The 14,848-nt window shown below is 43.3% G+C and carries 12 protein-coding genes and 1 pseudogene; 3 read left to right on the forward strand and 10 right to left on the reverse strand.

The window, feature by feature from the left end:
* Nucleotides 1-316: 316 nt before the first annotated feature.
* Entirely contained in the window at nucleotides 317-1,810 is a 1,494-nt protein-coding gene (locus NYE65_RS09370) for a peptide MFS transporter (protein ID WP_328175652.1), read from the reverse strand.
* Nucleotides 1,811-2,149: 339 nt separating this feature from the next.
* On the opposite strand from NYE65_RS09370, the gene NYE65_RS09375 reads away from it, so the two are divergent.
* Nucleotides 2,150-2,374, forward strand: coding sequence for a hypothetical protein (locus NYE65_RS09375; protein WP_328175653.1), 225 nt, complete (start codon nucleotides 2,150-2,152; stop codon nucleotides 2,372-2,374).
* An 85-nt stretch (nucleotides 2,375-2,459) separates the two neighbouring features.
* On the opposite strand, the gene NYE65_RS09380 is transcribed toward NYE65_RS09375, so the two are convergent.
* Both NYE65_RS09380 and NYE65_RS09385 read right to left on the reverse strand, forming a co-directional pair.
* Nucleotides 2,460-3,329, reverse strand: coding sequence for a DUF3298 domain-containing protein (locus NYE65_RS09380; RefSeq protein ID WP_328175654.1), 870 nt, complete (start codon nucleotides 3,327-3,329; stop codon nucleotides 2,460-2,462).
* Nucleotides 3,314-3,829, reverse strand: a complete 516-nt coding sequence (locus tag NYE65_RS09385) for a sigma-70 family RNA polymerase sigma factor (RefSeq protein WP_034310632.1) — start codon at nucleotides 3,827-3,829, stop codon at nucleotides 3,314-3,316. Before NYE65_RS09385 ends, NYE65_RS09380 begins: the two co-directional genes overlap by 16 nt.
* A 185-nt stretch (nucleotides 3,830-4,014) precedes the next feature.
* Here NYE65_RS09385 and NYE65_RS09390 point away from each other — a divergent pair, with 185 nt between their 5' ends.
* Nucleotides 4,015-5,421, forward strand: a complete 1,407-nt coding sequence (locus NYE65_RS09390) for a polysaccharide deacetylase family protein (RefSeq protein ID WP_328175655.1) — start codon at nucleotides 4,015-4,017, stop codon at nucleotides 5,419-5,421.
* A 98-nt stretch (nucleotides 5,422-5,519) separates the two neighbouring features.
* Here NYE65_RS09390 and NYE65_RS09395 read toward each other — a convergent pair whose 3' ends face one another.
* The gene (locus tag NYE65_RS09395) at nucleotides 5,520-6,239 is read right to left on the reverse strand and encodes a YebC/PmpR family DNA-binding transcriptional regulator (protein ID WP_053536610.1); all 720 of its coding nucleotides are present in this window, start codon (nucleotides 6,237-6,239) and stop codon (nucleotides 5,520-5,522) included.
* A gap of 260 nt (nucleotides 6,240-6,499) precedes the next feature.
* Between NYE65_RS09395 and NYE65_RS09400 the strand changes: the two genes are divergently transcribed.
* Complete coding sequence (locus NYE65_RS09400; protein WP_328175656.1) at nucleotides 6,500-7,225, forward strand: DUF4261 domain-containing protein; 726 nt, start codon at nucleotides 6,500-6,502, stop codon at nucleotides 7,223-7,225.
* A gap of 515 nt (nucleotides 7,226-7,740) precedes the next feature.
* Here NYE65_RS09400 and eutC read toward each other — a convergent pair.
* From eutC to NYE65_RS09430, 6 genes and pseudogenes are all read right to left on the reverse strand, one after another.
* A pseudogene (eutC, locus tag NYE65_RS09405) lies at nucleotides 7,741-8,475 on the reverse strand (ethanolamine ammonia-lyase subunit EutC); the annotation flags it as partial.
* A gap of 23 nt (nucleotides 8,476-8,498) precedes the next feature.
* On the reverse strand, nucleotides 8,499-9,863 hold the full coding sequence (locus tag NYE65_RS09410; RefSeq protein ID WP_063574873.1) for an ethanolamine ammonia-lyase subunit EutB: 1,365 nt from the start codon (nucleotides 9,861-9,863) through the stop codon (nucleotides 8,499-8,501).
* An 18-nt stretch (nucleotides 9,864-9,881) separates the two neighbouring features.
* Complete coding sequence (locus tag NYE65_RS09415) at nucleotides 9,882-11,288, reverse strand: ethanolamine ammonia-lyase reactivating factor EutA (RefSeq protein ID WP_340860734.1); 1,407 nt, start codon at nucleotides 11,286-11,288, stop codon at nucleotides 9,882-9,884.
* 18 nt (nucleotides 11,289-11,306) lie between these two features.
* Nucleotides 11,307-12,578, reverse strand: a complete 1,272-nt coding sequence (gene eutH / locus NYE65_RS09420; RefSeq protein ID WP_328175658.1) for an ethanolamine utilization protein EutH — start codon at nucleotides 12,576-12,578, stop codon at nucleotides 11,307-11,309.
* A gap of 144 nt (nucleotides 12,579-12,722) precedes the next feature.
* Nucleotides 12,723-13,307 carry an ANTAR domain-containing response regulator gene (locus tag NYE65_RS09425; protein WP_034311724.1) on the reverse strand — a complete coding sequence of 195 codons (585 nt, stop codon included), beginning with the start codon at nucleotides 13,305-13,307 and terminating at the stop codon, nucleotides 12,723-12,725.
* A gap of 9 nt (nucleotides 13,308-13,316) precedes the next feature.
* Nucleotides 13,317-14,690 carry a sensor histidine kinase gene (locus NYE65_RS09430; protein ID WP_328175659.1) on the reverse strand — a complete coding sequence of 458 codons (1,374 nt, stop codon included), beginning with the start codon at nucleotides 14,688-14,690 and terminating at the stop codon, nucleotides 13,317-13,319.
* Nucleotides 14,691-14,848: the final 158 nt, after the last annotated feature.

Genomic DNA, 14,848 nt, shown 5'->3' on the forward strand with positions numbered 1-14,848 from the left:
TCGAACAAAGGGATTTCCGGCGGCATCCCGGCTTCAGGCAAGAAATAAATGAAAAATAGATTGTACTTAGGTATTCTATTTTCGATATATTTCATTTTAGGATATTGTATTTTTTTTATCTTCGATATCGAGCCCATACCCAAGATTGTTTTTTTTGTCTTAGTGTCCACTGTGGATCCTATTTAAAAAAAGTTAAAGGTTTGAATCACGACCTCAAATAAAAATCGATATAGCACCCATTCGGGAATTTTCGAGGGCACAAAAAATGAAAAAAAAAGATGACCCCGTTAATTCGGAGGTCATCTTTTTTAATGTGTTAGCGAATGCCTTTCATGTAACCTTGAATCTTTGGTGATAAGGCCATCAGGGCCAGTCCAAGGATTATTGAAGCAACACCGATCACTCCAAAATAAGCCATTTCGGTCTGAGGAGTGTAGAATCTGACGATTTGTGCGTTCAGTGCTTGTGCTGCTGCACTTGCCAGGAACCACAGGCTCATCGTTTGTGCCGAGAATGCGGCCGGAGCCAATTTTGTAGTTGCTGAAAGTCCGACAGGAGATAAACAAAGTTCTCCAAGCACTACAAGGAAATAGCTAAGTACAAGCCATAACGGATTGACTAATGCGTCTGATCCACCGAAATAAACAGGAAGCAGGATCACCAGGAATGATAAACCGGCGAACAGTAGGCCTATCGAGAATTTTTGCGGAATGGTCGGCTGACGCTTTCCTAATTTAATCCATAACCATGCGAATACTGGTGCAAGGGTGATGATGAACAAAGGATTCAAAGATTGGAACCATGCCGGGTTTATTTCCAATCCTGCAAAGTTCAACTGTGTCCGTTTGTCTGCATAGCTTGCCAATATTGTTGCACCTTGCTCTTGAATCGCCCAGAACATGACGGCTGCTATAAACAAAGGAATATAGGCAATCAAGCGTGAACGTTCAACAGAAGTCGTTTTCGGGCTGCGATACATGAAAATGAAATAAAGGGTCGGAATTACGATTCCTAGAATACCTACAAGATTAATAAAAGTTTCAATCGTTAAGATGCCTGCAGAAGCAGTGATGCCAATGATGGCAGCTATGATAAGTGCGGCTATCCCCAATTTAGTGAATACTTTTTTCTTTTCATCCTGTGATAATGGGTTAGCAGGAAGAGTTCCAGCCAAGCCCAGGTTCTTTTTCTTTGTTGTAACAAAGACAATGAGGCCAATCAACATACCAATTGCTGCAAGTCCAAAACCAAGATGGAAGCTGTAGTCCATACCGACTGTACCGACAACAAATGGTGAAAGGAATGCACCCATGTTGATACCCATATAGAATATACTGAAACCGGAATCCCGGCGTTCATCATTTTCTGCGTAAATTTCCCCGACAATGCTGGAAACATTCGGTTTTAATAAACCAGTACCCAGAACAATGAGTACCATGGAAACAAAGAACATGGAAAGACTGCCTGGTACAGCAAGGACAATATGCCCGAGCATGATCAAGATACCGCCGTAAAATACGGCTTTTGAAGTCCCGAAAATCCTATCGGCGAGCCAGCCGCCAATTATACCTGACATATATACTAAAGATCCATAGATGGATACAAGGGCAAGGGCCGTGGTTTCATCAAGGCCTAATCCCCCTTTAGAAACTTCGTAATACATATAGTAAACAAGAATGGCCTTCATGCCATAATAGGAAAAACGCTCCCAGAACTCAGTAAAGAAAAGGGTGAATAATCCTTTAGGGTTTCCAAAAAAACCTTTTTGAGGTACACTATCCACAATTTTCTGTTTATTTATCGTTGCCATACCTAGCCCTCCTTTTATTATTGTATAATAACTTTAAATTTCACTATTGTAAACAAATATTTAGTATATTTAAATAATTAATTTCAAAATAAATAGAAGTAGGCTTTCCACCATACAAGCAAAAGTCCGGATTTCGCACTAAAAAACAGTCCATATAATCTAATAGAAAGCGTCCATCAATGATATATTACCCTAACTTTATCCATGGTATTACGCTTGATATCACTTTGGTTGCCATGCACTTATTAACGAGAAAAGGAAATGATGAATTTTGAAATAACCCCACCACAACCGTTATATTCACCGTATAATAGATATAAAAAAAGAGGAGGCACCATAATGTTCGGGATCATAACCGTGGTAATGATTTTTTCCATCCCCATACTCGGAATACTGACAAGCCATTTCGAAAAACAGTCAAAAAACAAACATAAGATGCTAGAAGTTGAACTGGAGCTTGAAAAACTTAAACATGAAAACTTCCTTATGGAGACGGAAAAAATGAGGCTGGAACTGGACCAGATGAAATTCAAACAAAAAAGAGACGAACCAAGGTTACTGTAAGTAAGTAACGTTGTTCGTCTTTTTTAATGGATATTGTGCCGTTTTAAAAACCTTCCGCCCATCATAGAATTACAATATGGCCGTTTTAATGGATATATTGATCGCCAACAAGAAGGTCTGACAGCACCTTTGTCGGGATGATGAACTCGACGGCCCCCATGTACCCCGGCGCAGCTTCATAGCTGTTAAAGGCGATGACTAGCTTGCCATCTTCGTTTATATAAAAGTTTTGGTTTTCATCGATGCCTTTAAAAGCAGTAAAATCATCATCTTCCACCCAATATATCTTTTCCGGATCTTCAGCCATCTGCCGCTTCATCTGTTCCTTGATGTTCTCGCTGATCACCTGAAGATAGCGATCATCTTTAAATAAGCTATTTAGCGTTAACAGCACTTCGTTTTTCTTGTCGACTGTATCGAATTGACTTTCTGTAGAACTGGAAGCAGAAATCGTATCCGTATAACGCTGTACGGATAATATCGTTTCATTATCCGTCAATATCACATATCCGCTTTCCACCGAGATATTGCCCTTTTCCCCTTCCTTCAGTTTTGACATGGAATCCGTGAATTCCTGATAAAGCTGCTTGCTTTCCGATAAGTATTTTTCATTCAAGCTATCTTCGAGCTGTTTATTCTCGAGACCGGATATTGCAGGCGTTTTGATTACCGCCGAAGAATTATTCGCTTCTTCTTTCCATTCGACGAAGGTAATCACTTTGATGACCTTCTCGACGATCGGTATATCACTCATGGCTTTCGCCGCTGCCGGACTGATGTTTACGGAAGCTGTCACGATCAGGAGCGCTGCAGCCGCTGACACGAGGATATTCCTGCCAACTCTCGGCTTCTTCCTTGGCTTTTCATTCAAGGCTGCTTGAACGACATCATTCAATTCCTTTGGTATCGGTATTTTAAGATATTCTTCCCGCAGATCTTTTAATTTTTTTTCCATCTTTTCGTTTCCTCCCGTTCAGTCATGTTGATCCGCAATAGTTGCAGCGCTTTATATAATCTCGTTTTAATCGTGCTTACGTTTTCTTCCAGCACTTCCGCTATCTCGTCCAGCTTCAGGTCCTCAAAGAAACGGAGGACGACTACCGTTTTGTACTTGACTGAAAGTCCTTCCAGAGCCTTTTGCAAATCCAAGTCAGGATAGTGATCCTCCTCACCGCGGCGCAAGTATTCTATTGTTTCATCATCGGCGACGGTCAGTTTCTTCTTCTTCCGCAAAACATCCAGTGCCGTTCGGACGATGATCTTATATAACCAACTATCTATAGAAGCGGCGTCTTTGATTTTGCTGCTGGAGGCTAGCGCTTTCCTGATTGATTCCTGCACGATATCCAGGGCATCCTCTTGGTTTTTGACATAGTAAAAAGCAAGTCTGTACAAATTCTCTTGCCTTTCGGTTATCCGGGCCGCGATTAATTGATTCATTTCTGGGTTTTTCATTACATGTTAGAGCTCCTTACATTTAAATTACGTATCCTGGGTACAAAGAATAGACGTTGGTGCAGCCATAAAAGTTTGAAAATGAGCAAGAAAATATATAAATATAAAAAAATGAAATTTTTTACAAACTTTTAAGGCTTTTGACGCGTCTATATAGTAGAATGATTATCGAGGTGGAGTGCATCATGAGGAAATTAAATTATAAAAATGTCTTTATTTTTCTATTTTGTCTAACAGCTGCTGTAGGAACGATGGGGTTAGCCATTAAAAGCCTTGCTTTTGATAAGAAGAGAACCGTTTCGGCCTATACAACTGATAAAAATTACCCAGAAGCCGATATTCAAACGTATGTGAAAGATAATACGAAAGGCGGGTATTCAGCCAGCAGGCCCGTTCTGCATTTAGAAAATATCGACAAGCAGCTAGAAGCCTACATAAAGAAAGAAATTAAGGATTATGAAAAGAAATGGAAAGCATCCGACGGAAAAGCTTCCGAGCTTAACCTCACCTATACGATCCTCCATTTCAGCAAACAGACCATTACGATTTCCTTCGATAAATATGAGCAAGTGGAAGGAAAGAAGCAGTCTGGAACCCAGATCTTCACTTATGATATTCCATCTCAGCAAAAGCTCTCCATAGAAGACATCTTTGCCACGGATACTGATTATTTATCCGTTTTATCCGATATTGTTTTTGAAGAGTTAACGCAGAAGGAAGAAGAAGGCATTTCTAACAGTCTCATTAAAAAGGAAAACAAACTGAAGGCAGCCAACTTCAATTCTTTTTCAGTCTTGAAAAATACGCTCGTTTTCTACGTTAAGACTGATGATTCAACTAAGACCCATACAATAGCCATCAAGAAGGATCTTTTTAAAGATAGTTTGCTAGATTCATATCAAAGTCAAGATTTGAATGAGGATCGTGTAAAGGAATGGCAGCCAAAACATATCGTCGCCAAACTGCCCGTGCAAAATGAATGGATCGACCCTTCAAAAAAGGTCATTGCCTTGACGTTCGATGACGGGCCGCATCCAAGTCATACCATGTCCATCCTGGAAGTCCTGAAAAAATATGATGGTCACGCGACGTTTTTCGTACTTGGAAGCCGCGTACAGCACTATCCGGAAGTTCTGCAAAAAATGCTGCAGGAAGGAAATGAGATCGGCAACCATTCATGGGATCATCCGCAGCTGACGCGCTTAAGCAAGAACAAAATCGAAGATCAAATCGAAAAGACCCAAGACGCTGTAAAAAAGGCTACAGGTACTGAGCCAAATCTCGTCCGTCCCCCATATGGAGCGATTAACCATAATGTGCGGGAATACATGGAGGATATGAAAGTCTCACTTTGGGATGTCGATCCAGAGGATTGGAAAGAACGCAATGAAAAGAAAATCGTAAACAAAGTGATGAGCAAAGCCAAAGATGGCAGAGTCATATTAATGCATGATATCTATCAAACTAGCGCCCAGGCTGCAGGAAAAATCATTAAACAACTGCATGACCAAGATTATCAACTTGTCACTATTTCAGAATTGGAAAAGGTAAAGAAAGACCGTGAACTTTCCGGAATCACCATAAGTGAATAATAAAAGGAAAGAGCCTGTTTCGTGATTCGGAACAGGCTCTTTCCTTTTAAATGAAATAAGCAGACCTTTGATCATATAGCAAAGGCCTGCTCATTTTATCATTCACCAAGATCTACATTATGATAAACTTGTTGAACATCTTCCAAATCTTCCAATGCATCAATCATTTTTTCGAATTGTGCTTGTGCATCTTCCGGAAGGGTTAGGTCATTTTGTGCAAGCATCGTCAGCTCTGCCACTGTAAAATCGCTGATTCCTGCATCCTTGAATGCTTGTTGTACAGCATGGAATTGTTCAGGCTCGGCATAAACGATGACACTTTCTTCTTCTTCAATGATGTCTCGTACATCAACATCCGCTTCCATTAACAGTTCAAGAACATCATCAGCCGTTTTACCTTCAATCCCGATGACAGCCGTTGCATCGAACATATAAGCAACAGATCCGCTGACACCCATATTCCCGCCATTTTTCCCAAATGCGGCACGTACATCGGATGCCGTCCGGTTCACGTTGTTTGTCAATGCATCCACGATGACCATTGAACCATTTGGACCGAATCCTTCATAACGAAGTTCGTCATAGTTTTCTTCCGAACCGCCTTTGGCTTTTTCAATCGCACGGTCAATGATCGCTCTTGGAACATTGTACGTTTTCGCACGTTCAAGTACGACCCTTAATGCCTGATTGGATTCTGGATCTGGTTCGCCTTGTTTTGCCACTACATATATTTCCCGTCCGAACTTAGCATAAATCCGACTAGTATTAGCATCTTTTGACGCTTTTTTTTCTTTAATGTTATTCCACTTACGACCCATTATATTCCACTCTCTTTCATCATTGATATATACGAATAGATAATTAAGATACGGCCCTATGAGAAAACCCACAAGGGGAATTCCTTTGAAGATAGGCTATACGTTTACTAGATTATATTATACATCAATTGTATAATTTTGAAAAAGTCCTGCACATCCCTCACTGGCATTTATCGGTACTTCGCGCCATTTTTCATGAAATGCTATGGAAAACATCAGTAGTGGTATAGTATGAAGTGATTGGAAAGGAGAGATGATCCATGAAGGACAACCAAATCATCATCGGGATACCCGGTAAATGGAAGGACCGGACAGAATTGATTCAAACGGTTGCTTCCCAAAGCGAAGGGTATCTGTTAGCCGGGAATGTTTTTCATAACAGTGATAAGAACATTACGTTTCAGGCGGAGATCCATGATTATGAACCCACTTTAAAAGAGAGCTTTTCTTACGCCAGTAAAGACGCCTTTTCAGAGAATGCATTAGAGGAAATCAATGGCCATACCTTTACCGTTTATATAATAGCCGATGTATCCGATACCGGAACTGTTATCGATTTGATCGATGCCGGGGCAGCGATCCTCAAGGCAGACGGAATGGCAGTGAAAATAGAAACGGCGGGAATTGCCCATTCAAAGGAAGATTGGCAGCATCTTCATCATAGCCCGGATATTCTCTCGGTATATGCCCATTTTGTCACGATCATTGGAGAGGAAGACTATTATTGTTCTTTCGGAATGAAAGCCTTTGGTCTTCCGGATGCCGTGACACTTAACACAATGAGTCCGAAAGAGGCGGCTGCCCTGCTTAACACATTTAATTATTACCATGTAGGTGAACGGCCTCTCTTTAAGAATGGCGAAACCTTTAGCATTCAGCAAGATGCACCCGACTTTATTTTGACGGGCCTTCAAGACTTTAGATATGAAGAAGAACATCCCTTCTACAACCCGTTTGGTTTATGGAATTTAGGGACAAGTAAATAGGGGAGCGATCCGCTCCCCCCAGACTGCAGGCAAATAAAGCGAGTGCCTGCAGTTTTTTTATTTTAAAAGTATTCCAGTCGATTCCAGAAATCCGCTCCCTTTCCGCCGACTGTCTGCCAAGCCTCCTCGGCTCAAGTGCCTGTGGGGTCTTGGCTAGCCAGCTTTTCGGCAGGAGTGTCGCAATTTTCTTCCATCCAATAACGGATTCATAAAACAATAAAAAAAACATATAAAGCGAGTGCCTGCAGTTTTTTTATTTAAAAAGTATTTCCAGTCGATTTCAGAAATCTGCTCCCTTTCCGCCGACTGTCTGCCAAGCCTCCTCGGCTCAATTCGCCTGTGGGGTCTTGGTTAGCCAGCTTTTCGGCAGGAGTGTCGCAATTTTCTTCCATCCAATAACGGATTCATAAAAAATAAAAAACATATAAAGCGAGTGCCTGGAGAGGAAATCAACGACCTAGTCTTAATGATCGTCAAATGAGACCATCCGAACTTCCTTTTTAGACACTAGGGGTTCAACCGAGTTTTTCACGCTTTTCTTCTTCATGTTCCTTCTTCACGAGGGACATGCCGCTCGCTTGGTATTTGAGGATTTTTTGAATGACCGTGCCAAGATGCGCTCCAGCTTCAACAGGGGGGATCCCTCCTTTATGGATGTTGGAAATGACCATCCTCTCCGCTTCAATGGTGCCCAAACGTGGTTTATAGCAAATGTAAGCGCTCAATGATTCAGCACTGACAAGACCGGGCCGTTCACCGATCAACAGGACAATGACCTCAGGTCCAAGGATTTCACCGATATCATCCATCACGGCAACCCGGCCCTTTTCAATATAAAATGGTGTACCCGTATCCAGACCTGCCACTGCCAAAGATTGTTTGAAAGATAAATAGACGTCCTCGACATTTTCTTCGATTGCCTTGGCACTTAAGCCATCGGAAATGATGATTTGAACCGTTGGAGCCTTTATGCATTTGGCATCTATCACCCTCTTTGCTTCATCCGAAAGCTTCCTGCCATAATCCGGACGCCGTAAATAGACTTCCTTATCATCGGCCTTCGTTTTCACCTTGAATAAATCCAAGCGCTTCAAAAGAATATCACTGACTTCACCATATACAGCATCGACGGCCGCTGCATGGTCAAAACGGAATTTCAGCCACGAATCCGTTTTCGGCCGGGTCCCTGACCTGCCTACCCCTATCCGCGCAGGGGTTTTTGCTATCATGGCATCCAAATCTTCCTTATTAGTCATTCCCATATCATCCACTCCTAATGGTTAAATATAGTTGGATCACCGGCAAGCTTCGTTAATTTTCCGTTCTCCATAATCCCCATCTTCTCCAGCCAAGCTTCATATAATGGGGCAGGCCGCTTATCCATCGTTTGCCTCAAAGTCGCTATATCGTGATAACTCAAAGACTGATAGTTTAACATGCAGTCATCACCCATCGGAGTTGCAATGATGAAATTCACACCAGCCGCCGTTAAAAGTACACCCAAGTCCTCGATATCATTTTGATCCGCCTTCATATGATTCGTATAGCAAATATCCACCCCCATCGGCAGTCCATGCATTTTCCCCATGAAATGATCTTCTAACCCTGCCCGGATGACCTGCTTGCTGTTATATAGATATTCAGGTCCGATGAAACCGACGACCGTATTGACAATGTACGGGTCAAAATAACGGGCAAATCCATAGTTCCTGGCTTCAAGCGTCACCTGATCGATACCGAAATGCGCTTCGGCCGATAACTCGGAGCCTTGCCCCGTTTCAAAATAAAGATGCTGCGGGCCTGTGCCGGTGCCATAGGCCTTCGCTATCTCATTAGCTTCTTCGAGCAATTGTACGTTAATTCCAAAAGAGCGATTGGCCGTTTCCGTTCCGGCTATGCTTTGAAAGATCATATCAGCAGGCGCCCCCTGCTGAACGGCCTTCATTTGCGTGGTCACATGCGCAAGCACACAATTTTGGGTCGGGATGTTCCATTTCTGGATGACATCCTGTGTCGCATGAAGCAGCCGCTTTACGCTTTCGACCGAATCATCGACAGGGTTGATTCCAATGAGTGCATCCCCGATTCCATAGGAGAGGCCTTCTTTTAAAGAGGCCAGCATGCCATCCACATTGTCTGTCGGGTGGTTAGGCTGAAGGCGCGAAGCTAGCGTTCCTTTGTATCCGATCGTGCCATTATTCTTGGTGAGCACTTCGATTTTATTGGCTGCATGGATAAGGTCGAGGTTCGACATCAACTTGGCTGCCGCTGCAATCATTTCACTATTCAATCCCCTGCTTAATCGCTTTAAGTCCTCGCCTGTCGTTTCGTCACTCAAAATATATTCACGCAGTTCGGCAACGCTCCAATTCTTCACAGATTGATAGATGGTTCCATTGATGAGACCATCTATGATCCGCGACACCTCATCCTCTTCCGGGGAAAGCAGGGGATAGTTCCTGATGTCCGCCAAAGTCAATTCGCTAAGCACCGCTTTCGCCGCAATCCGTTCTTGAACGGAATCTGCTGCAATTCCCGCAAGCCTATCTCCTGATTTCTCTTCATTCGCTTTGGCCAGGACTTCTTTCAACGATTTGAATTGATGGATTTCCCCAAAGTATTGAGTGGATAATTTCATCGTATGATCCTCCTTTTCCTAACTGTGGAACGTTAGCGTTTTTACTACAACCGGAACGACCCCTGTCCGCAGCAGCCTTCCTATATCTAAATAGTCACCATGTTCCACTTCTGTCTGATCAATGCAGATGACCGGCAGATCCGGTTGGTTCGCAAGAATGGTTTGACCAAGTGCCTTTCCATAATCACTATCCATGACAATGATCAGAGGCTGCTGCCGATTCGGTTTTTGCTTCAGTGCCTCGGTAAAAGCGACTGCAAGCCGGTGAATGTCCCGAAATGATTGATAAGGTAAATTCGTTAAATAAAAGGCAAAATTCAGCCCCTCCTGTAAAGCATCGTATATTGTGATCGCATCCTGAACAGCTTGTGTCATTTTCGCGGTTACATCATCAAGCCCGCCATGAAAATCGACCCGATAGACTGGAATATTACGAACTGGCAGATGAGAATCATTCACTTCGATGGTTGCTCCGCTGATTTCAGTTGTATGTGCGCCTGCTCCAAGTACAGTCGCCCGAACCGTTTCAACAGGCTGTTCCCACTCCCATGCGGCCAATTCTTCACTTTCCTTAATGGAGGCGGCAAGCATCATGCCGATATCCCGGAAGCTTTCGTCCTCCCGTTCTTCATGATAGATGCAATCACTGACACCGCCCGAGAACATCAACACGTCTATTCGTTCTGTCCAAGATGGCTCCATCCCAACTAATAGAAGTTCATCTTCTTTTGTGAAGGAGCCAGCCAAAAACCTCGAAAGCACCTTCGCCATTTCATTTGCGATAATTGCCCCTTCACCATTCAAAGGAGAGCGCCCTATTGATTTCAGCCATTTTCCTATTGAAGGAGCAACCTTCACCTTCGCTCCTTCCCACTCCACCAAACGGCCTCCTATATGCAGTGTGCAGGTTCCGCAAAGCATGCCTGAACGGTATACGGCAATATTCGCTGTCCCCCCGCCAATGTCTATGTTCGCTACAGTCTTTCTTGTCTTGATGGAATGTTGATAGGCGCCGGATCCCTTGGCGGCAATGATCCCTTCCAAATCCGGACCGGCTGCCGCTACAAGGAATTCACCCGCCGTATTAGATAACCTGTACACCATTTCTTCTGCATTTTGTTTGGTTGCCGTTTCCCCAGTGATGATGACAGCCCCTGTTTGTATGTTTTCGATCGTGATGCCTGCTTTTTGGTATTCACTTTCCACCATTCTTTGAACAGCAGGTATGTCAATTACCGTCTCGGATACAAGCGGGGTCCTGAAAATGGGACTTCGATATAGAATTTCCTTATCGGTAATTTCAATTTTTGGCACCTGTCCGCCACCCGCCACATTCCTAAGCGAAAGCTCGCTGATAACAAGTTTCGTCGTACTGGTGCCAATATCAATTCCTGCACTGATGATTCGTTCCACCTGTTCATTCACTAAAATCACACCCCAGTTTTACACCACTTGGATTTCATTGCTGTTTTCTTCCTCGTTTTTCGTTTTATATTCATTTATGCCGATAACTCCTGCTGCTCGATCCTTTTCTTCTAATTCCAAAGCTTTCGGAACGGACAGCCAGTAAGCAAGACCGATCCCAATCGCTCCGGCAGATAGCTTTCCGACAATGATCGGTAATATTAAGGAAGGCTGAAAGTTGGCTGTGAATGATAAATGATCACCCAATAGGAAGGCCGCACACACAGCGAAGGAAATGTTTATGACCTTATCCTTCGGCGGCATTTCTTTAACAAGCTTGAACATTGCCAATATATTGGCTACCGTGGCTAATATCCCTGCACTCCCGGCTTTGCTCAACCCGATTTTCCCGCCCATCGCTTCCAATGGCTTGCCTGCATATTTTTGAATCAGGTAAATCATTGGAAATGCACCTGCCAGCATGATCCCGATATACCCCGCCGTTTCCAGGGCACGGAACTGGTCTGCCTTATCGGCCATGATCGGATGGAAGCCCCAAGCACCAAATACTTTGGAAAACAATCCGGTGAAAATTTCCACGATCGAAAACACGAGCACTAGTTTAATCGCGGCGTCCAATATTTTTCCAAACCACATGAAACCTTTGATCATCAAATCCGGCAGGAAATAAAGACCTAACGCGAGCAAGACCACAAAAATAAGAAGCGGAGAAAGATTCAGGGCAATTTTCAAATAGCTCAACGCGAATTCGTAGGTAGAATCCGCATTCGTGGAAATCACTTCGCGGATTTTCGAATTCGTCGCCACCACCAGTACGCTTGAGATAAAAGCGCCAATCGGAATCGTCAGGATTCCTGACATGACACCAAGTGCCATGTATTTATGATCACGCTTTTCCAGCATCGCAAGCCCCATTGGAATCGAGAATACAATCGTTGCCCCGGACATAAAGCCGACAATCATCGCCATGATCCAGCCTTCATAGGATTCCTTCAGCTCGGCCGCTAATTGGTAACCCCCCATATCCGTCGCCAAAATCGTTGTTGCGGCGAGGGCGGGATCTGCACCGATCGCAGCGAAAACCGGGCCGCATACTGTATTGATGAACCAAGATAAATAAGGGATCGAGGCCATGATTCCAGCTGCCGGGATAAATATATGGCCAACGGTATGCAAACCTTCCATGAACTGTTTCCCCAAGCCCTGCTCACTGTCTTTAATCGATGCAATAGCACCGACAACGGCACACGCCATAATGATATAAATAACGAATTTACCTACCATCTCCATACATATTCCCCCTGAATTCCGATTTGATTTGGCCTATCGACTTAAAAAAAGGGTATAAAAAAGACGCCTCTTATAGCCCAAACTTAGGTTTTTAGGCAGAAATGCCTACCTACAACCAATTTGGTCCATCAAAGCGCCATTGCTTCATCTATTTACTTGTTTTTGATCATTTGCAATGATTCGACGTGCCACCGTCTCCATGGAAAGCTGCTTATCCATACTAAGCCTTCTCAGTTTATTGTAAGCGATTTCTTCGCTCACATTCTTCCTTTTCATGATGATTCCTTTTGCCTTTTCAATGACTTTGCGATTTGTGAGCGTTTCATCCAATTGAGCATTTCGTTCCTGATACTTCTTTGTATTGGCTGCTTGCAGCAAAGCTATCTCCACTGCCGGTATCAGATTCGCCTCCGTAATTGGCTTTACAAGATATCCGACGATGTTCGCTCGCTTCGCCTCATCGATATATTCACGCTGGCTGAATGCAGTTAAAAGCAGGACAGGAATCTGAAAGGTATTGGATATCACATCGCTAGCCTTAAGCCCATTCATTTTCGGCATTTTGATATCCATCAAAACGAGATCCGGCTGCAGTGCATGTGCCAATTCAATCGCCTTCTCGCCATTACGGGCATGTCCAACCACATCGAAGCCTGCATCCTTGAGCATGATCGTTATATCAAGCAGAACAATCGATTCATCCTCCACGACCAAAATCCTCTTGTCCACTTCTCCCACCTACCTCTTGTATGGAAATCTTACAGAAGCCAGGGTACCTTCTTTAATCCGCTGAATCGAAAACTCCCCATCCAAATCATTTTCCACCGTCATACGGATGATATCCAGCCCCAAAGAAGGTTTCACTGCAGGTGAATATCCGATGCCATCATCTCTTACTTGAAGTTCCAATTCAGGACCATCCTTTTGCAAGGATACGGTAATGTTCCCTTCCGTCCCTTCCTTGAAAGCATGTTTCACACAATTATGAATGAGCTCATTCACCACCAGCGCGACCGAAATGCCAATGTCGGAATCAATCGAATGAAGCTCACCCCTATATTCAATGCTTACGCATTGGCGAGCTTGCCCCTCCGTATGAACGATCATATCGCCTATTTTTCTAATAAGCTCCAGCAAATCCACATGATCAACCTGACTGCTTGCCAAAATGATTTCATAAACCGACGATATGCTTAACACCCGGTTCAAACTGACCAATAAATGGGGCTTGCTTTCTTCAGGGGCTCCTAACCTCATTTGCAGCCGAAGTAAACTGGCCACTGTCTGCAAATTATTCTTCACCCTATGATGAATTTCACGAATCGCTACTGACTTGCTGATCAGCTCCCTTTCTTTATCCCGCAGTTCAGTCAGGTCCCGGATGATGATGAACGTTTCATTGGAATTCTTGTTGCCCAAATGGAACTTCTTTAGTTGGATAATCTTTTTACCAATGTTCATTTCCTTCATCAAAATGTCCTCTTTTGAAGCAAGAACATCGGCAAAGCCAGGAAAATAATCGAAAATCGATTCACCTAAAACACAGTCCGTCAAACATATTTCCGATACTAAATTAATGGCAGCAGGATTCGTATAAACAAGTCGGTTTTGGTTATTAATCAGGAAAATGGACTCCTCGATAAATTCAGGAACTAAGGAATTTTGTTGATCTTGCCTATCAAACTGATTGAAAGATTCAGGTTCTTCATGAATCACCTTTTCCATGATCAAAACGGCGATGACCCGATTGCATTCCCCCTTGATTGGAACGACACTTTGCTGGACCATCGCTCCCTCTTGAGTCAATGCCCGATTCACGAACATGTCCTTTCCGGTGCGCAATACATAAAATACGGCCGGTTCGAATGCCTCATAAGCAAATTTACCGACAACTGGATGATCGTAAACCGATTTCACGGAGTGTCCGCATGCCTCTGCAACGACAATGGCATGCTTCCCTTCACGCACCGGACAATCAATAAACACATTCGCTTTATTCAAATCGGCTATCAACGGTAAATTCGTTGATAGGTTTTCAAGAATTTGAATATCACTGTTCAATAAATGAGTATGCAACGCACATAAATCCCGGACGGTCATTATCCGTTCCATAGGCAAAACCCCAATAAACGTTTATTCATGGATATTATTATTGATTATTATAGATACCGGCTTTATTTTTGTCAATATTCAAAATATTCTAATGTAATGTATTCTAACATTAGATAGCGATATTTAAAACGATTGACCCATATTCTTTTCAACTCACT

The sequence above is a fragment of the Peribacillus sp. FSL R5-0717 genome, from assembly GCF_038002945.1.
GTDB lineage: Bacteria > Bacillota > Bacilli > Bacillales > DSM-1321 > Peribacillus > Peribacillus frigoritolerans.

Bases quoted from the DNA above. Each gene is read 5' to 3' on its own strand.
- NYE65_RS09370 (WP_328175652.1), bottom strand. From the start codon at position 1,810: ATGGCAACGATAAATAAACAGAAAATTGTGGATAGTGTACCTCAAAAA.
- NYE65_RS09375 (WP_328175653.1), top strand. From the start codon at position 2,150: ATGTTCGGGATCATAACCGTGGTAATGATTTTTTCCATCCCCATACTC.
- NYE65_RS09380 (WP_328175654.1), bottom strand. From the start codon at position 3,329: ATGGAAAAAAAATTAAAAGATCTGCGGGAAGAATATCTTAAAATACCG.
- NYE65_RS09385 (WP_034310632.1), bottom strand. From the start codon at position 3,829: ATGAAAAACCCAGAAATGAATCAATTAATCGCGGCCCGGATAACCGAA.
- NYE65_RS09390 (WP_328175655.1), top strand. From the start codon at position 4,015: ATGAGGAAATTAAATTATAAAAATGTCTTTATTTTTCTATTTTGTCTA.
- NYE65_RS09395 (WP_053536610.1), bottom strand. From the start codon at position 6,239: ATGGGTCGTAAGTGGAATAACATTAAAGAAAAAAAAGCGTCAAAAGAT.
- NYE65_RS09400 (WP_328175656.1), top strand. From the start codon at position 6,500: ATGAAGGACAACCAAATCATCATCGGGATACCCGGTAAATGGAAGGAC.
- NYE65_RS09410 (WP_063574873.1), bottom strand. From the start codon at position 9,863: ATGAAATTATCCACTCAATACTTTGGGGAAATCCATCAATTCAAATCG.
- eutH (WP_328175658.1), bottom strand. From the start codon at position 12,578: ATGGAGATGGTAGGTAAATTCGTTATTTATATCATTATGGCGTGTGCC.
- NYE65_RS09430 (WP_328175659.1), bottom strand. From the start codon at position 14,690: ATGGAACGGATAATGACCGTCCGGGATTTATGTGCGTTGCATACTCAT.